Source organism: Virgibacillus salexigens (genome assembly GCF_014905415.1).
GTDB lineage: Bacteria > Bacillota > Bacilli > Bacillales > Amphibacillaceae > Virgibacillus > Virgibacillus salexigens.
Genome location: NZ_BNEO01000001.1, coordinates 1,114,328 through 1,132,120, shown reverse-complemented (window position 1 = coordinate 1,132,120; position 17,793 = coordinate 1,114,328). Strand labels below are relative to the sequence as shown.

The 17,793-nt window shown below is 36.7% G+C and carries 16 protein-coding genes; 11 read left to right on the top strand and 5 right to left on the bottom strand.

What is annotated here, in order from left to right:
* Window positions 1-54 precede the first annotated feature (54 nt).
* Complete coding sequence (locus tag JKP73_RS05100; protein ID WP_021289897.1) at window positions 55-1,917, top strand: cation:proton antiporter; 1,863 nt, start codon at window positions 55-57, stop codon at window positions 1,915-1,917.
* Between the two features lie 384 nt (window positions 1,918-2,301).
* Here JKP73_RS05100 and JKP73_RS05095 read toward each other — a convergent pair whose 3' ends face one another.
* Entirely contained in the window at window positions 2,302-2,484 is a 183-nt protein-coding gene (locus JKP73_RS05095) for an SE1832 family protein (protein WP_021289896.1), read from the bottom strand.
* Window positions 2,485-2,585: 101 nt separating this feature from the next.
* Between JKP73_RS05095 and JKP73_RS05090 the strand changes: the two genes are divergently transcribed.
* Window positions 2,586-3,428 carry a GNAT family N-acetyltransferase gene (locus tag JKP73_RS05090; RefSeq protein WP_160806843.1) on the top strand — a complete coding sequence of 281 codons (843 nt, stop codon included), beginning with the start codon at window positions 2,586-2,588 and terminating at the stop codon, window positions 3,426-3,428.
* A gap of 281 nt (window positions 3,429-3,709) precedes the next feature.
* On the opposite strand, the gene JKP73_RS05085 is transcribed toward JKP73_RS05090, so the two are convergent.
* On the bottom strand, window positions 3,710-4,792 hold the full coding sequence (locus JKP73_RS05085) for an AI-2E family transporter (RefSeq protein ID WP_160806842.1): 1,083 nt from the start codon (window positions 4,790-4,792) through the stop codon (window positions 3,710-3,712).
* A 232-nt stretch (window positions 4,793-5,024) separates the two neighbouring features.
* Here JKP73_RS05085 and JKP73_RS05080 point away from each other — a divergent pair, with 232 nt between their 5' ends.
* Window positions 5,025-6,764, top strand: coding sequence for a phospho-sugar mutase (locus JKP73_RS05080; RefSeq protein WP_021289892.1), 1,740 nt, complete (start codon window positions 5,025-5,027; stop codon window positions 6,762-6,764).
* Window positions 6,765-7,080: 316 nt separating this feature from the next.
* Entirely contained in the window at window positions 7,081-7,869 is a 789-nt protein-coding gene (locus JKP73_RS05075; protein WP_021289891.1) for a TerC family protein, read from the top strand.
* Window positions 7,870-7,931: 62 nt separating this feature from the next.
* Here JKP73_RS05075 and JKP73_RS05070 read toward each other — a convergent pair whose 3' ends face one another.
* Window positions 7,932-8,099, bottom strand: a complete 168-nt coding sequence (locus JKP73_RS05070) for a hypothetical protein (protein WP_021289890.1) — start codon at window positions 8,097-8,099, stop codon at window positions 7,932-7,934.
* Between the two features lie 107 nt (window positions 8,100-8,206).
* Window positions 8,207-8,914: a Na-translocating system protein MpsC family protein gene (locus JKP73_RS05065; protein ID WP_202406457.1), complete on the bottom strand. Its 708-nt coding sequence runs from the start codon at window positions 8,912-8,914 to the stop codon at window positions 8,207-8,209.
* A 289-nt stretch (window positions 8,915-9,203) separates the two neighbouring features.
* Here JKP73_RS05065 and JKP73_RS05060 point away from each other — a divergent pair, with 289 nt between their 5' ends.
* The 3 genes from JKP73_RS05060 to JKP73_RS05050 all read left to right on the top strand — a co-directional run bounded on the left by JKP73_RS05060 (window position 9,204) and on the right by JKP73_RS05050 (window position 12,446).
* Window positions 9,204-9,644 (top strand): OsmC family protein, encoded by a 441-nt coding sequence (locus JKP73_RS05060; protein ID WP_160806840.1) that lies wholly within the window; start codon window positions 9,204-9,206, stop codon window positions 9,642-9,644.
* Between the two features lie 202 nt (window positions 9,645-9,846).
* Complete coding sequence (locus tag JKP73_RS05055; RefSeq protein ID WP_021289887.1) at window positions 9,847-11,241, top strand: L-cystine transporter; 1,395 nt, start codon at window positions 9,847-9,849, stop codon at window positions 11,239-11,241.
* 182 nt (window positions 11,242-11,423) lie between these two features.
* Entirely contained in the window at window positions 11,424-12,446 is a 1,023-nt protein-coding gene (locus JKP73_RS05050) for an ion channel (protein WP_160806839.1), read from the top strand.
* Between the two features lie 217 nt (window positions 12,447-12,663).
* Here the strand turns inward: JKP73_RS05050 and JKP73_RS05045 are convergent, their stop codons facing one another.
* A complete protein-coding gene (locus JKP73_RS05045) occupies window positions 12,664-14,454 on the bottom strand; it encodes a DNA ligase D (RefSeq protein ID WP_308436480.1) in 1,791 nt (596 codons plus the stop codon).
* A gap of 117 nt (window positions 14,455-14,571) precedes the next feature.
* Between JKP73_RS05045 and ku the strand changes: the two genes are divergently transcribed.
* The 4 genes from ku to JKP73_RS23605 all read left to right on the top strand — a co-directional run bounded on the left by ku (window position 14,572) and on the right by JKP73_RS23605 (window position 17,692).
* The gene (gene ku / locus JKP73_RS05040) at window positions 14,572-15,423 is read left to right on the top strand and encodes a non-homologous end joining protein Ku (RefSeq protein ID WP_021289884.1); all 852 of its coding nucleotides are present in this window, start codon (window positions 14,572-14,574) and stop codon (window positions 15,421-15,423) included.
* Between the two features lie 220 nt (window positions 15,424-15,643).
* Window positions 15,644-16,660, top strand: a complete 1,017-nt coding sequence (locus JKP73_RS05035; protein ID WP_021289883.1) for an acyltransferase family protein — start codon at window positions 15,644-15,646, stop codon at window positions 16,658-16,660.
* Between the two features lie 30 nt (window positions 16,661-16,690).
* Window positions 16,691-17,518 (top strand): sugar nucleotide-binding protein, encoded by an 828-nt coding sequence (locus JKP73_RS05030; protein ID WP_021289882.1) that lies wholly within the window; start codon window positions 16,691-16,693, stop codon window positions 17,516-17,518.
* A gap of 51 nt (window positions 17,519-17,569) precedes the next feature.
* Window positions 17,570-17,692 carry an IS3 family transposase gene (locus JKP73_RS23605; protein ID WP_148530707.1) on the top strand — a complete coding sequence of 41 codons (123 nt, stop codon included), beginning with the start codon at window positions 17,570-17,572 and terminating at the stop codon, window positions 17,690-17,692.
* Window positions 17,693-17,793: the final 101 nt, after the last annotated feature.

Below are 17,793 nucleotides of genomic sequence, written 5' to 3'. Positions count from 1 at the left end.
AAAAAATATGTTAGATTTATTTCTCATATGTATATTGAAATAGGGGGGTACGACATGGTTCCGTCTTTATTATTTGAAATCATGCTAATCGGTCTTTTGGGAATTGGTTCACAATGGATTGCGTGGCGTTATCGCATGCCAGCGATTGTGGTCATGTCCATTACTGGTTTACTAGCAGGACCAATTTTAGGATTAATTAATCCGGAGGAAGACTTTGGCAGTTTATATAGCCCGATTATATCGGTAGCAGTAGCTATCATTTTATTTGAAGGGAGTCTTAATCTAAGTTTTAAAGAATTACGTGGTCTAGGTAAGCCGATCTTTCGAATATCAACCGTAGGGGCTTTTATCGCTTGGATCTTAGGATCTCTAACTGCACACTATATTGCAGGCTTGTCTTGGACCGTTGCTTTTGTGATCGGTGGATTATTTATTGTTACTGGTCCTACTGTTATTATGCCTTTATTGCGACAATCAAAATTGAAACCAAGGCCTGCAAAAATCTTAAAGTGGGAAGGTATTATTGTTGATCCGATAGGTGCACTGCTAGCTGTCTTTGCCTTTGAAATTATTACGTTTTTGACAGCAACTGAACCGGATGGGGCAAAATTAATGCTCTTCTTTGCAGCTTCCTTATTTGCCGCTGTTTTTGGTTGGGCATGTGGTAAAGGAATTGGCTGGATGTTTGAAACAGGACATATTCCTGAGTTTTTGAAATCTCCTGCCGTCGTTATTGTGGTTATTCTTTGCTTCACTGGTGCAGATGAAATCATGCATGAAACAGGATTGCTTTCAGTAACTGCAATGGGTATTACTTTAGCCAATATGGGAATTAGTTCTATTTCCGACATGCGCCATTTTAAAGAAAATATTTCCATCTTACTCATATCAACCATTTTCATCATGTTAACCGCATCTTTACAATTAGAAACCTTACTTCACATCTTTAGTCCCAATATTATTGGTTATGTATTATTAATGATGTTTGTCGTTCGTCCGTTATCCATTTTCCTATCAACGATTGGTACAAGTCTAACCTTTAATGAAAAAGCCCTTGTTGGTTGGATAGCACCAAGAGGAATTGTGGCGTTAACAGTATCTGGTTATTTTGCTTCGGTGCTAACCGAACAAGGATTTGAAGATGCGCAGATATTAACCACTTTAACATTCGGACTTGTGATTTTTACGGTTGTGGCACATGGTTTTTCAATTGGTTGGCTCTCGAAGAAATTACATTTGTCGATGGAAGGAAAACCAGGCGCATTGATAAACGGTGCCAATCGCTTTACGATCGAATTAGCAAAATCATTGTCAAAGGCAAACTTCCCGGTTATTATTGTGGATTCATCTTGGGAAAGGCTACGACCTGTACGTGAAGCAGGCATTAATTTCTATCATGGGAATATTTTATCAGAACAAACGGAGTATAATTTAGATACGATTCCGTATGAATATTTGTTAACTATAACAGAAAATCACGCTTTTAATTCCTTAGTATGTACAACGTTTATGCCTGAGTATGGCAGAACAAATGTCTTTAAAATTAGTCCAATTGATCACATGAGCGGAGATACGACAGATGTCGTTTCAAAAGTGGGTGGAAGGATACTATTTGATAAGAAGTTTACGTTGGAAGATTTAATGGATAAATTAGATAATCATTATGTATTCAGACAAACGACATTAACGTCACAATACAATTATAAACAGTATATGGCAGATAAAGATGAATCTACCGTATTTCTTTATTTGATTAAGCCTTCTGGCCAACTGAAATTTTATTCTGAAGAAATGCGTACAGTTCCAGCTGTTGGCGATACCATTGTAAGTCTTACCCCACCAAATAAGGAGAAGGCAAAAATTAAAGCAAAATTAGATAACCAACGTAATAATGGCACCAACATGAAAGTTGAGTGAAGCAACATTTCACATTCTTAAGACTGTCGAGAAGTTCTCGACAGTCTTGTTTTTTGACATTTTTCCGAAATTCAATCTACTCAATTGTTATTCTCGACTGTTGTTTTATGATTTAAAGGTCGAAAAATGGTAACCATTGATGCGCTTGAGTAAAAAGAAAGCAAGGAACAAATGTTGGTAACAGCTGTCTGCCAGAACATGAAGAAAATGCCCTTCACCTTCCGAGGAGAGAAGACCCATTCCACTCCTGGGGAAGAATGAGTGAGCCAAGATCACTGAGCGCAGGCTTTGCTCCTGGTGGCAGAAATAAAGCCTGTAGAAAAATTCTCTACAAGCTGAGAGTGAAGCAACATTGCTTCACTCTTATATTCCTATTTATATCATTCAATCATTCCATTCACGAAGCTGTCTATTCACTTCAGCAATTTCCTTTTCTAAACGAATGAGTTGTTCTTCTGCCGACGATACTCTTCCACGTACGTATTCTAGCTTATCTAGATCTCCTTGAATCCGGACATAATCGGATTTTAGTTCATCTAGCTTGGCTTGTAATTGTTTTTTTGACATCGCATATCACCTCTAATTCCAGTGTAGCGAATTTTCTACTTATAAAACAGGGAAAACCTTGATTTATATCGAATAATTAAAAGAATGATAGGGGTGATTAGATGAAGAATGTAATGACTGCTTCAATAGAATTATTTATCCAAAAAACAGAAAGATTATTGTTAAAGCAGGAAGCATGCAATAATTTAATGCTTGGTATTTTACATCGTTTGAAGACTTATCGAACGGAATGCCAGCTGGGTTGGGTGGAAGAAGACGGTGAAGCAATCTATGCATATTTACGTACACCGCCACATAATTGGATATTACCAGCTGTAGCATCGATCGACTTAGATGTTATTCATTTAATTGTTGGTGAATTGGATAAGCGTAATTTGGATGTACCAGGAGTATTGGGACCTGATAAGTATGCCACAGCGTTTGCAAAGGAATGGGAAAAACGAACAGGCGATAGAGTTGTCATCCATATGAAAGAATTAATTTATCAATTGGATCAAGTGCAACTACCACTTCCAACAAGTGGACAGCTTATTCTGGCAAAAGAAGATGATTATACACTGCTTTATCATTGGTTGGTTGCCTTTGGAAAAGAAGCAAATGAGAAAATCACCCAATCCCGAGCCAAGACATTAGCGACAGAGTTCATTCGCAATCAATCTGCATACTTTTGGCAAGTCGATAATCAAAAAGTATCCATGGCGAATAAATCAAGGCAAACCAAACATGGTGCGACAATAAATGCTGTCTACACACCAGACGAGTTTAAACGAAACGGTTTCGCAACGAGTATTGTCACCGCACTTAGCTATAAGTTCCTCGATCAAGGCTTTCAGTTCTGTTGTCTATTTACAGATAAGCGTAATCCAACATCCAATCGCATCTACAAGAGGATCGGTTATAAGGAAATTGGCTCAGCTATCGTTTATGAATGTGAAACAGGATGAGGTATAAGCAACAGGAACATATAAAAAAATATCCGAACGATGAACCGATTATGCAAATATTATATCCAGCTAGGATTCCGTTTTTTTATCGTTTCTTAGCTGGCATCGTTAATTACCGTAGGCAGGGGTTCTACAAAAACTACTCAAGTCCATAGACTAATTCGACTAAGCGGATTTCGCTTAGTCGAATTAGTTGAAAGCATTCTAATCTATTTCAGATTACGATGTAAAAAATGGATTTTTATGCTATCGGTTACTGTTTACGTTAGGATTATCCCTAATCAAATCAATGCATCTTCTCTATTTTTCTTAGAATCTACATAGGTTTGGTAGAAATGTATAATAATGGTTTTGACTACCGAATAAAACGGTACGGCGAATAATATACCTAGGAATCCGGCGATACTGCCTGCAGCAAGAATTACGGTAATAACAGTTAATGGATGCAAATCCAAAGCATGCCCCATCACATTTGGTGAAATTAAATTACTCTCAATTTGCTGGGCAACAATCATAACAATAGAAACCCAGAAAAGATTCATAGGATCCTGGAATGCCCCCACAATCAAGGCTGGAATAACAGCAATAAATGGACCAGCAAATGGAATGACATTCATCACCATAGCGAATAAAGCCAATGTAAGGGCATATTTGAGATCGATAATTAAATAACCAATAAAAAGAAGCACACCTACTGCAAAACTAACGATTAATTGCCCTTGAATAAAAGAAGTTAACGTACTATCTATTTTAGAAAGCAGTGACCGAATGTTTGCTGCCTTTTTCTGAGAGAAGATTTGCGTAATAAATGGTACTAGTTTTTCTCCGTCCTTTAACATAAAAAATAAAAAGAATGGAACAAGTACAAGTGCTGTAATAAAACCAATTAGTTGCCCAATGAATCCGAAGAGATAGTTTAACGTGCTATCAATATGAGATTGCAAATTATTGGTGAAGTCGTTAATCGCCTTGTCTATTTCTTTTGGTATCGCAGTTTGATTAGACTGCCATAATGAAATCATGTCTTGTGCCCAATTAACCATTGTCGGTATATTGTCAATTAAATTTCTAAATTGCTGCTGTGCAATTGGTGCGATGTACATATATACAAAGAAACCAATAAGGATTAACAAAAGAAATACAAGAACAATGGATAGGATTCGATTTATTTTCAATCGTTCAAGAAAGTACATAATCGGCTTCGTTAGGTAGTACAGAATACCGGCACCAATTATTGGAACAGCAACTGCACCAATAATTTTAACAAAAGGGCTAAAGATAAAATCCGTCACGGAAATAAGCAAGATTAAAGAAAATACTAATATAAAAAACACTAAAAATTGAAACCATCGTTTATTTACCAATCGTATCCCAACTTTCCCAATTCATATATGCTTTATTTTACCTTGTTCCAAGAATAATAGAAAGTAAATCCTTCATGATTAATTAATATACATCGCAGTACTTAATGAAGCTTCTCTATGATTTCATGATAACCGTTTTTAGGAGGGTGTAAACGAAGTTTGTGGAAACATAGAATAATTCAACAAAATATGCTAAAATTCGTATAGATTAAACTAGTTGGAGGACAAAGTAATGACCAGTTGGGAACGTGTTTATGAGAAGTGGAATTCATTTCAACAACTTGAACCAAGTCTGAAAGAAGAATTGGATCAGTTGGAAGGAGATCAAACAGCATTGGAAGATGCTTTCTATAAAGAATTATCTTTTGGTACAGGTGGAATGCGTGGTGTAATAGGGGCTGGGATAAACCGTATGAACGTATATACGATTCGAAAAGCTGTCAACGGTCTAGCAAACTACTTATTAGAGCATACGGTCAATGTGAAAGATCGAGGAGTGGTTATTTCCTATGATTCTAGACATATGTCAAGAGAGTTTGCTTTAGAAACAGCGAAAGTGCTCGGTGCCTATGGAATTACTGCTTACGTATTCACATCTTTACGACCTACTCCGCTATTATCATTTGCAGTTCGTTATTTAGGTGCTGTATCTGGGGTAATGATTACTGCTAGTCATAACCCACCGGAATATAACGGATTTAAAGTATATAATGAGGATGGTGGACAAATTACACCAGATCAAGCCTCTAAGATAATATCCTATATTGGGGAAACGCAGGATGAGTTATTGGTACCTTATTTAGAGCAGGACCAATTGGAGGAAAAAGAGCTGCTAAATTGGGTTAAAGACGAAATTGACAATGCTTATTTAGAGCGTCTTGTACAAATCTCTAAATTACACTCAGATGAGATAGCTGAGGCAAAGCAGATGCCATTCGTCTTTACACCATTACATGGAACCGCTTATGAGTTGGTTACAAGTGGATTAAAACAGCTGAATTTCAACAATGTTCATATTGTAGGGGAACAGGCTCTGCCAGATCCAGAATTTTCCACGGTAACATCACCAAATCCCGAGGAACATCAGGCGTTTAGTATGGCAATGGAGTTAGGGAAAACCATAGATGCAGAAATCTTATTAGCAACAGATCCAGATGCTGATCGATTAGGTGTCGCTGTGAAGAAACATACAGGTGATTACCAAGTATTAACTGGAAACCAACTTGGAGCATTACTATTAGATTATATTTTATCCCATAGCGATAAGGCACTCTTAAAAAGTGGAAGAATGTTAAAAACAGTAGTCACATCTGAACTAGGAAGAGCAATCGCAGATAGTTATGGCATTAAGACAATTAATACATTAACAGGTTTTAAGTATATCGGTGAAAAAATACACGAATTTGATGCCACTGGGGAATCGTTTGTATTTGGTTATGAAGAGAGCTATGGTTATTTAATTAGTAGTTTCGCTCGAGACAAAGATGCAGTACAAGCAGCAATGATGGCATGTGAAATGGCATATTATTGGAAAAAGCAAGATAAGACGTTACTGGATGTGCTCCATGGTCTGTATGAGAAGCATGGTTTTTATCTAGAAGGGATGACTTCCCTGACATTTAAAGGGAAAGAAGGATCGGAACAAATTTCTGCCATTATGGATTCGATTCGTCAACATCCTATGGAGTCTATCGCTGATTTTCAAGTAGAAAAAATAGAAGATTATTTGACTGGAGAACGTATAATCGTAGATGAAAAAGAAAAAGTAGAAGAAATCGAACTGCCAAATGAAAACATGATGAAATTCATTTTAGAACAGGATAGCTGGGTTTGCTTACGTCCATCTGGTACAGAACCGAAAATCAAATGCTATTATGGGGTTTGCGGTAAAAATGTACAAGATAGTAAAGATAAGCTGACAGCTTTACAGAAAGAAATGGATGAGCAGTTGAACTTATCTACCAAGCGATGAAACTGTGAATGATGGCAATTGATTCATTTGACATTTATTGCTTTTAACGGTTTAATAAGAAGTAATGAAATATTCCTGTTTAAAGGGGAGTAGCTGTACAATTTTAGTCGTCATTACGAGAACATTCTCCGGCTGAATTGGCAACGATCGTTGTTAGCGAGACCTTTACCAATATAAGGTAAGGGTCTTTTTTATTGGTTCTTACCTATTGGTAGGAACTTTTTTGTTTTCACTAAGTTACTAAAGGTAATAGTAGGGTAATCACACCTGCAGCAGAAGTCATCGTTATTGGTGACGTTGAAAGGAGAGAATCGAGATGGGTGCCGATTTATTAATCGAATACCTTTGGGTATTAGTCGTTCTTATTGGTCTTGAAGGATTATTGGCAGCAGACAATGCGCTCGTATTAGCCATCATGGTTAAGCACCTTCCGGAGGAACAACGAAAAAAAGCATTGTTTTATGGATTAGCTGGAGCTTTTATACTTCGATTTGGATCATTATTTATTATTTCGTTCCTAGTAGATGTTTGGCAGGTGCAAGCATTAGGAGCAATTTACTTATTATTTATCGCGTTTAAGAATTTATATGATAAGTTTAAGTCATCTAAGGATGAAGGAGACGAACTAGAAGAAAAAGCCCAAGAGTCAAAGGGCAGTAGTTTTTGGATGACTGTTCTCAAAGTTGAATTCGCAGACCTTGCCTTTGCAGTGGACTCTATATTGGCTGCAGTTGCCTTGGCAGTGGCGTTACCGCCGACAGGTCTAGGTGAAATTGGAAGTCTGGATACTGGGCAATTCTTCGTTGTTTTTGCTGGAGGAATGATAGGTTTAATCATCATGCGTTTTGCGGCAAACATTTTTGTCGGATTGTTAAACAAGCGTCCAGGTTTAGAAATTGCAGCGTTTGTTATTGTCGGCTGGGTTGGTGTTAAGCTTGCTTTAATCGTACTTGCGCATGAAGATATTGCTCTCATCCCACATGACTTTCCACATTCTACGCTATGGAAAACCATTTTCTATGTCGTATTAGTGGCTATCGCTGTTATTGGCTGGTTTAAATCGGGTAATTCTGATAAAGGTTCTAAAGCACAGATGCAGGATTAAATTTCATTTCATACCTATCGCCTCCTTATAAATTAATAGGGGGCGATTTTTTTAAGATCGAATTATTGCTCTTCAATTACTAGTTGATAATTATCAGGTAAAATATTCGCTTTATCCGTTTCTTGGAGAAATTGTTCAGCTTCTTCATACGTTTCAAATATCATTTCTTCTTCATCGATGGCAAGTTTAGCACGTACATTGTTTGTTCCAATTGCTATTATTTTATACATCGTATCTCTCCACTCCTTATCTGTTGCTACAATTCAATAAAAAAAGCCGAAAAGGTAATTATCCTTTTCGGCTTATGTCTTAGCGCTATTGTCTAGACATTCCCACCTTATTTATTTGGAGCATGTAATATGAATATTACATAACCTGTATCACTATCAAAATCCCAATCTACAAATACATCTTCAATAGCTTGTTCTAAAACAGTTTCAAGATAAGTTGTTTGAATTAAGTGCTTCTCCAATTTCCGTTTCGACAGCCTTAATTGCTCTTCAAAACCAGTATTGATTAATTCATTTTCAATACATACAAGAATATCCTCTCGCTTTGAAATAATTGTACGATCATTTAGCTTAAATGATTTGATATTGCGAGGAGATTTTTGCGCCTTCTTCGTAAATCGTTCAATTTCCTCATGTATTTCTTTTTTGGCTTTGTAGTCAAGCTGATCCGTTTCAAATTCGTTTGGATTGGTTTGTAATTCGGCAAAAAGAATCCCTGTCCTTTTTTCTAAATTCCAATCATAGCGAATAGTCCCTACGGAGTGATTCGTCTCCGCTGAAAGTAATACTTGTAAATCGGGTTTTATTTTACTCATTAATAGATCTCTTGTTTCCTGAACCTTTAGTGCATTATTTTGCTCTAATAAGACGTTCTCCATCGGAGTGAGAAAATTCTTTAAATATATCGTAATAAAGGGCTTCTCTACCGTAACAAATAAAGATCCAGGACCCTTACCAAAATGATCACGTAATAGTTTGCCAGCTGCACTGGCTATTGATGACTCCATTGTTCTTGTTTCCACTAGTTCAATCATCCTTTATATAGAGGAATCCACATCATATTGCATTCCCATTAATAGTATACATTACCACCTAACGAGTGACAAGAAACCTAACCTCTAACAATTTCTTTTGAATTAGTCAACATGATATCATAAAGAGGGAAGCGGTGGCACTTATCATTTATGTATAAGGCTTTGTTATGTGAATGGTTAGCCTTAATGAAAAAACGTTCCCTTTGTATCTGAAAATGTTATATAATTCAGGCATAAATATTCTAATAATATTAAACGATTTGATTCGCTAAAGTAGAGGTGATTAAATATGGCAGAACATCAATTTCATTTACGAGCAGAGTGGCCTGGCGGCAGAGATAGTCAAGGTTATATTGAAGCAGAAAACTTGAAAACCGCGATATCTATCCCACCTGAAATGGATGGTCCAGGAATAGGTACAAACCCCGATGAAATGTTGCTAGGGGCAGCTGCAACCTGTTATATTATTACGCTAGCTGCGATGATTGAACGAGTAGATTTACCATTAAAAGAGATGTCTTTAGATTCAGAAGGAATTGTGGATGTAACTAGAGGTGTATTTACTTATAAAAAGATTATCCATCGGCCGAAAGTAAAATTGGAAGAGCAAGCTTTGCATCAACAGTATAGTCGACTTCGTAAATTAGTAGAAAAAGCAGAACAGAGCTGTATGATTTCCCGTGCGATCAAAGGGAATGTAGAAATTGAATTAATTCCAATCATTGGTTAACTACTGTACATATTGTACAGTAGTTTTTTTAGTGTAAATCATTTCCTTGACACAATAGCTAAACCATTGTATTTTAAATAAGTCTTACTATTTTTATCGGATTAATTGTTTATTAGCAGGAACGATAAAAATAGATACGCATATGATAAATTCAGCTTTATATGCACAACATATCTGTAATAATAAAAGGGAGGTTCGAATCATGGATATACTTTATACGGTTATAAATATTGCGGTCTTATTAATTTTAATTGGTTTACTTATTTGGATGCAGAAAAAACATTTTTCGTTTACTAAACGTGTTTTTACTGGACTAGGGGCTGGGATTGTTCTAGGAGCTATCTTACAGCTGATTTACGGAGCAGGTTCCAATGTCCTAGCAGAAACAGCCGAATGGTATAGTATTGTTGGGAGTGGATATATTCGTTTTCTAATGATGATTGTTGTTCCGCTTGTGATGGTGTCCATCATTCAATCCATTATCAATTTAGAGAAGACAGCGGAATTAGGAAAGATGTCTGCATGGATTATCGGGATTTTAATCTCAACAACAATGATTGCAGCTCTAATTGGTATTGTCTCTGCAACTGTATTTGATTTGAGTGCAGAGCAGATAGAAGCAGGGCAAGCGGAAGATGAGCGAGGGAACATGCTTGAAACAACGTTAGGGGAAGTGGAGGAACAATCTGCACCGCAGAAAATCCTTAACTTTATTCCATCTAACATTTTCTTAGATATGACAGGGGAACGGTCAACGTCTGTCATTGCTGTTGTTATATTCTCCGTTATCGTTGGAATAGCTGTGTTAGGTGTACGGCGAAAAAATCCAGAGCAGGCCGAAATGTTTACAAAAATTGTAAATTCTTTCTATGCTGTCGTTATGCGGATTGTAACATTAATTCTACGTCTTACCCCTTATGGAATACTAGCGCTAATGGCAAATACGGTCGCAACCACTGATTTTGCAGGTATTCTGGAATTAGGAAAATTTGTGCTTGCCTCGTATGCAGCCTTGTTGGTAATGTTTGTTATTCACTTGATATTGGTGAGTTTATTTGGGCTCAATCCATTTACTTATTTACGTAAAGTAATTCCGGTATTAGGATTTGCTTTTACGTCACGTTCCAGTGCTGGTACCATTCCATTGAATATTCAAGCACAGCGAAATTCTCTAGGTGTTGATCAAGGTGTAGCAAATATGTCTGCTTCATTTGGGGCAACGATGGGGCAGAATGGGTGTGCAGGAATATACCCTGCAATGTTAGCAGTTATGATTGCACCGACAGTTGGAATTGATCCATTATCACCTGCATTTATCATACAACTTGTGCTCATTATAGGAATTAGTTCATTTGGAATAGCTGGGGTAGGTGGAGGAGCAACATTTGCTGCATTGATTGTATTATCTTCCATGAATTTACCAGTTGCCTTAGCTGGGTTGTTAATTTCAATTGAAGCGTTTATTGATATGGGGCGCACAGCCTTAAATGTTAATGGATCTATGGTTAGTGGTACATTAACATCTCGAATACTAAATAAAATGAATGTAAAAACGTATAACGATAAAACCGCTATTGAAGAAACTACATCTTTATAAAGGTGAAAATAGAGAGTCGTCCTAAGGTATAGGGCGGCTTTTTTACATGGACGTAAAGGGAAAGCAGTTCTGGTATTATTTGAAGGTAAGCTTAGTCGTTTGTAAGTTAATCTGATCCAAACATTCCAAGCCTTTCTTCGGAATTTATGTTACTATCTTAATAGGTAAAAAGGGGGGATAGAGTGATTTTCTTTAAACAATTATTTGTAAAAGTTATTCGCTTAAATAATTGGTTTCTTCTGCTTTCGACAATAACATTGGTGTTAGTGAGTAGCTATTTTATTTACTTTTTAGAGCCTGCAACGTTTGAAAGTCCGTTTGAAGGACTTTGGTGGACAATGACAACGGTCACTACTGTGGGATATGGGGATGTCTCACCAACAACGGTGCTTGGGAAAATATTTGCCATGTTTTTATATATTATTGGTATTGGTATAATGACCATCTTCATTGGAAAGGCAGTTGATTTCTTAAGTGTTCGCAAACGGTTAAAGGAGGATGGTAAATTGAAGATAGCAACAAAAGACCATATAATCTTAGTAAATTGGACGAAGAAAGCAAGTATTACACTTGAAGAATTGCTGAAGACTTTTGATGATATAGCGATTGTTATTATTGATGAGAAACTGACTAAAACACCTCTGTTACACGAACAGGTTGAGTTTGTTCATGGAAATCCTGCAAATAAAGAGGTACTCTTGCAAGCAAATCTGATAGAAAGTCAATCGGTAATGGTGTTTTCATCAGAAGATACAGTGGCAACTTCGCAGGCTGACGGGCAAACCCTATTAATTGCAACGATTATTGAGGGGATTGGCAAAGCGTATGATAAGAATATATATACCATTTGTGAGGTGTTAGAGTCTAGACATATTCAAGCTTTCCAACATGTTTCCGTCGAGGAATTTATAACTGCTAATGATACAACAGCTCACTTGGCTGCTCGGTCCATTTTATATAACGGCTCCAGTGAAATAATTAGGCAGTTAACAAGTAATACAGGGTATGACCTTTACTCAATTGATAAAAAGACTACATGGCAAACCTATGAAGATGCTCGGAAAGATTTAGCTAATCATGGAGCAATGCTACTTTCAAACGGAAGCGATTTATCTGTGATTCATCAGCTAAAACAACCCATTCCAGATAATGCAACCTTATTTATTATTTGTGATGAATCGTCTTACAAGAATATTATCGCTTAAGTTCCATAATACGTGCAATAAGAGTTATTTAGCTAAACCATTTAAATAAACCCGAATACCAGACAGATTCGGGTTTTGTTGTTTATATAATAATTAAATCAAGTTATTCAAACAGAGAAATGAAGTCTTCTTTGGTGACAGTTATGGCTGAAAATCCAAACAGATAAGCATGTTCGAGAAGCACGGAAGTTATACTTACTTATGTCCCAGTCACGTTCTATCTTGTTAATAATTGTAAGATTTTTTCCAGGTTTTGTTTCTTTTTGGCATCTTCATAGGAAGAAAACGGGCAGCCTAAAGATTTAACACGATCAACCACATTGCTAATTGTAAATAATGAAGGTGTTAGTTCAGCGTTTATTTCTTCCCAAAATAATGGCGTGGCAACCGTTCCTTCGGGTGCTAATCTAGGTGAGTAGGGAGCAATAATAGTTTTGTTCTTTCCATGTTGCACATAGTCAATATACAAACGGTTCTTCCGTTTATTTTTCATTCGTTCGGTTGTGAATAGATCAGGATAAGCATTTTCCATTGTCCAAGCAATCGATTGTGTAAATAAGGCTGTTTGTTCATAAGTCATACTGTTTGGAGGAATTGGAATATAGATCTGCAATCCTTTATTACCTGACGTTTTTACAAAGCTGATTAAATCTAAATCATCTAGTAGTGGTTTCATAATTTGTGCCGCCTTCACTGCAAGCGGAAAACTATCTCGATGAGGTGGATCCAAATCAAATACAATTTCTTGCGGCATTGCGCGGTTGATTGTTTGAAAGGGAACGTGAAATTCAACTGCTCCATGGTTAGCAAACCAAATGAGCGAATCCAATGTATTACATAAAATGAGGCTGCTTTCCTTATTCATTTGTCTGGGAATAAAGGCTGGAGCGTAATTTGGCAAATGTTTTTGAAAGAAGTGCTCAGCTTCAACTCCATCTGGTGCACGAATAACGGTTAATGCGCGATTACGAACATGAGGAAGCAGATATGGCGTAATTTCACGTATGTAAGTTAGTAAATCGCCTTTCGTGTAATCAGGTTCTGGCCAAAACGTTTTCGTTGTGTTAGTCAAATCAATCTTCTCAGGCAACATTGCCATATCTATGCGTAACTGCTCTAACGTAACGTCTTGTGCATTCATATCGGGTAGTATAGCAACGAATTCAGGTTCACGCAGCTCTTGTTCATATAAATCTAAACTATGAATTTCTGCACAAATAGCCGGTGGCAGTATATACTTGTCTCCTTGCTTCTCTCCTTTTGATCGGAATATGTCTGTTAAGGTTTGAAATGTTTTTGATTCTAAGCCGTGTTTGCATTTACCGATCTCAAGGACATTATTTCCATCAAACACACCCACCGTAAAGTAACTATTAGCTGTATGAAAAGCTGTTAAAAAACCGTGTAGCTTTCTCCAATTTTTAATTTTGAACCAGTCTTGATGATTTTTTCCTAATTTATATGCACTACTCTTTCGCTTTGCAATAATACCTTCGCCCTTATTCATAAAGACACGATCCCAGAGAAAGTGGGAGTTTTCCTCGCATGGAACATTATGCAGCCTTGAGAATTTCACTTCTTTAAATAGCTGCGTAAGAAATCGTTTTCTTTGAGTTAACGTCTGTTGTTCTAAAGGTTTTCCTTGTATTTTTGTGATATCGAATAGTTGCAAGCTTGCTGGTCGGTTTCGTGCTGCTTCTTCAATCACTTCTTTTGTTTTCATCCTTCCTCGTTTTTGTACCCAACCGAAGTTTGCTTGTATGTTGTTGTTCATTATTACCAATTCACCGTCTAGTTGAAGAGGTAGGTACTTTATCAACCCCTCTTGTTGTGAGCGACAGTCTGCTATAATTTCAGGGAATTTATTTGTTAAATCTTTATTGTTTTTACTTATTAATTGGATCGACGCCTGATCCCACTGTAATGTACAGCGGAATCCATCATATTTCACTTCATAGAGCCATTCTTTCCCTTTTGGGATAGCTTTGCTGGCAATAGGTTTCATCATTTGTTTGTTCCCTCCCTCCTGATATTGCTACCCATAGTTTTAACTCCGTACGTGGTTCTTAAACAATGGGATAAATTTTTATTTTCCCGACAAACTATAAAAAAGGGAGGTTTTTTCATGCATACAATGTGGAAAGGAACAATCAGCTTCGGCTTAGTAAATATACCAGTGAAAATGCATGCTGCAACGGAGAATAAAGATGTAAAGCTACGACAGCTCCATAAGGAGTGCCAATCGCCAATAAAATACGAACGGACGTGTCCAGTATGCGATCGGCCAGTTGAAAATAATGAAATTGTTAAGGCTTATGAATATGCAAAAAACAAGTTTGTTGTACTAGACGAAGAAGATTTGGAAGCTTTAAAAAAAGAGCAGGAAGACAAAGCTGTAGAAATCGTTGATTTTGTTCAACTAGAGGAGATCGATCCAATTTATTTCGAGAAGAGTTATTATTTATCACCAAATGAAGGTGGTTCCAAAGCATATGGTTTACTCCGTAATGCATTAAAAGATACGAAAAAGATCGGTATTGCTAAAATGATTATTCGCTCCAAAGAACAACTTGCCGTTATTCGTGTTTACAAGAATACACTAGTAGTTGAAACGATACATTTTCCAGATGAAGTAAGAAACGTACAAGATGTTCCAAATGTTCCTGATGAAGTAGAAACAGACAAGAGTGAACTTGATACAGCTAAAATGCTTATTGATCAACTTACAAGTGAGTTTGACCCAACAAAATATGAAGATGAATACAGGAATGCATTGCTGGAATTAATCGAGCAGAAAAAGAATGATGACCAAACGGCTACAGCTGCGGATAAACCTTCACCTGAAGCAGCTACAAATTTAATGGATGCACTACAAGCGTCATTAGATCGTGCCAAGCAAGATAAGCCTAAACCTAAACAACCAACGAAACCGAAACAAAAAACAAAGACAACCAAAAAGAAAAAGACTGGTTCTTAAAAGGGTTGCCTCCTATGAATGGAGGCACTTTTTGTTTTCAGATTTTTCATAAACACAAATGGTAATTTTGGTGGTAATTTTGCAACTAGTTTACAAACTTCTAACAAGTCTATGAAATCGTCAATGAACCTATATACTTCTCATAAAAAAAGGGTAAAGTGGATAGTGCACAATAATTTTATTTAATTGAATGATTTCATTTAAAAAAGGATGAGCATGGATGGAAAGAAACGCCTTTTTTGATAATGCGAAAGTAATATTAATTGTTCTGGTTGTCTTTGGACATATGATTCAACCATTCACAGACCAATCTACAACCATTAACACACTTTATATGTGGATATATACCTTCCATATGCCTGCGTTTATTTTGCTCTCAGGTTTTTTTGCAAAAGGATCCGGGAATATAAAATATATCTTTAACTTAATAAAAAAATTATTAATTCCATATGTGATTTTTCAAATTTTATACTCTGGTTATTACTATTTAATTGGAAAATCAGGGTGGCAAACGGATTTATTTAGTCCACATTGGGCATTGTGGTTTTTATTTAGTTTATTCTGTTGGCATATGCTCTTATATTGGTTTAAAAAGCTTCCACCTGTATTGAGCGTTGTAATTGCTGTTCAATTAGGTCTTATTGTGGGGTACTTCGGCGAAATAGGACACACATTCAGCTTATCTCGTACGTTCGTATTCTTCCCGTTTTTCTTGATTGGATATTTGGTTACAGAAAAACAAATGATGCTCTTGAAAAATAAAGGAGTGAAGCTTGCATCCTTAATCGTCATGATTGGAATTGCAGCAGCTATTTATTATTTACCGGACTTTAATTCAGGTTGGCTGCTAGCTTCAAAATCCTATGGAGATCTAGGTTTGGCCGAATTTGGGGGGCTTGCCCGATTACTCGTTTATTTAACTGCTGGATTAATGGTAATTAGTGTTCTAGCATGGATACCGACAAGGAAGTTTAGGTGGACAGCATTAGGAGCTCGGACACTGTATGTTTATTTATTACACGGATTTTTTATCCAGTTTTTCCGTCAAGCAGAGTTATTCGAAATTAATGGCGTCATTGACTTTATCGGTCTTGCCGCACTATCATTATTGATTGTTCTTGTCTTGTCAAGTCGTCCTGTATTGGGTATTTGGCAGCCTTTTATCGAAGGAAAGGCATCGATAATGAAGCAAGCATTTAATCATAAGTTTAAGCATCATCCAAAAACGGAATCCTAAAAAAACGGCTAGGAAAGGGGAAAGATATTCATGAAAGTTTGTGTGTTTGGAGCAAGTGGTTATGTTGGAAGTTCTGTCTACAAACGATTAAAAGAAATCCCCAAAGTAAGTGTAAGTGGTACCTATTTGGATGAGCCACCGTTATTTGACGATTTAACTAGGTTAGATATAAATGAACCAGAATCATTCTCGGACTTTTATAAAGCGGAACAGCCAGATGTAATTGTATGGTCTGTAATGAGCGGTCCACAAGAACAACAGTTAACCGAACAAGGGTTAATGCATTTATTAACACACATTACCCCTGAAACGAAACTTGTCTATATATCATCTGACTATGTCTACAGTGCGGGTAAAGGTCCTTATTCAGAGACAGATCCGGTTACGACATTACCTGATGAACATAAATTAAGTAACTATGCCAATGGCAAAGTAAAAGCAGAGCGGTTTATTGCAAATGAGTTAACCAATTATGTAATAGTGCGAGTTGGTCCGGTTTTTGGTGAAAATCAAATCGGGAAAATGGATGAACGAACCGATCGATTATCCTATCATTTACGGGCGGGAAAGGCCATTCATTTTCGAGATGATTTGTTTCGGACATTTTGTCATGTAGAAGATCTTGCAGAAGTGATTGTAGAAATGGTGAGTAATGATATAGTAGGAGTGTTTAATGCCGGATCTACAGAACCAAAAAGCTTTTATGAATTTATGGGGTTAACAGCAGAACAATTAGGATTTGACCCTGGTTTTGTGGAAAAAGCTAGTGAAGAAGAAGAGGTTGATCAAGAAATCCCTAAAAACACTTCCTTGCACACCGAAAAAATAAAAGAATTAATGAAACAACAAAAAACGTAATATAAGATGGTTGAGAACGTGGTATCTCCCCTTAAGGTAAACAGATAAAAAATACAATCTGTTTTATCTAAAGGGGAGTTTTTCTATACGCAAAAATATGGCACATGTGAGAATCTTTCAAAAGCCATAGATGAATATATCTACGAAGATTCAAAAAGGAAAAAACGGCCATAGCACTTTGAGTATAGAACAAAATGCTTGAGGCTTATTTCCACATTTTACTCGACAGCCTTATTCTTAAGATTGAATTTCTAGAGACGATGATGATTTGGTTT

Coding starts and splice junctions, on each gene's coding strand:
- JKP73_RS05080 (WP_021289892.1), top strand. CDS start 5,025: ATGACCAGTTGGGAACGTGTTTATGAGAAGTGGAATTCATTTCAACAA.
- JKP73_RS05055 (WP_021289887.1), top strand. CDS start 9,847: ATGGATATACTTTATACGGTTATAAATATTGCGGTCTTATTAATTTTA.
- JKP73_RS05060 (WP_160806840.1), top strand. CDS start 9,204: ATGGCAGAACATCAATTTCATTTACGAGCAGAGTGGCCTGGCGGCAGA.
- JKP73_RS05100 (WP_021289897.1), top strand. CDS start 55: ATGGTTCCGTCTTTATTATTTGAAATCATGCTAATCGGTCTTTTGGGA.
- JKP73_RS05035 (WP_021289883.1), top strand. CDS start 15,644: ATGGAAAGAAACGCCTTTTTTGATAATGCGAAAGTAATATTAATTGTT.
- JKP73_RS05070 (WP_021289890.1), bottom strand. CDS start 8,099: ATGTATAAAATAATAGCAATTGGAACAAACAATGTACGTGCTAAACTT.
- JKP73_RS05095 (WP_021289896.1), bottom strand. CDS start 2,484: ATGTCAAAAAAACAATTACAAGCCAAGCTAGATGAACTAAAATCCGAT.
- ku (WP_021289884.1), top strand. CDS start 14,572: ATGCATACAATGTGGAAAGGAACAATCAGCTTCGGCTTAGTAAATATA.
- JKP73_RS05090 (WP_160806843.1), top strand. CDS start 2,586: ATGAAGAATGTAATGACTGCTTCAATAGAATTATTTATCCAAAAAACA.
- JKP73_RS05075 (WP_021289891.1), top strand. CDS start 7,081: ATGGGTGCCGATTTATTAATCGAATACCTTTGGGTATTAGTCGTTCTT.
- JKP73_RS05030 (WP_021289882.1), top strand. CDS start 16,691: ATGAAAGTTTGTGTGTTTGGAGCAAGTGGTTATGTTGGAAGTTCTGTC.
- JKP73_RS05065 (WP_202406457.1), bottom strand. CDS start 8,914: ATGATTGAACTAGTGGAAACAAGAACAATGGAGTCATCAATAGCCAGT.
- JKP73_RS05045 (WP_308436480.1), bottom strand. CDS start 14,454: ATGATGAAACCTATTGCCAGCAAAGCTATCCCAAAAGGGAAAGAATGG.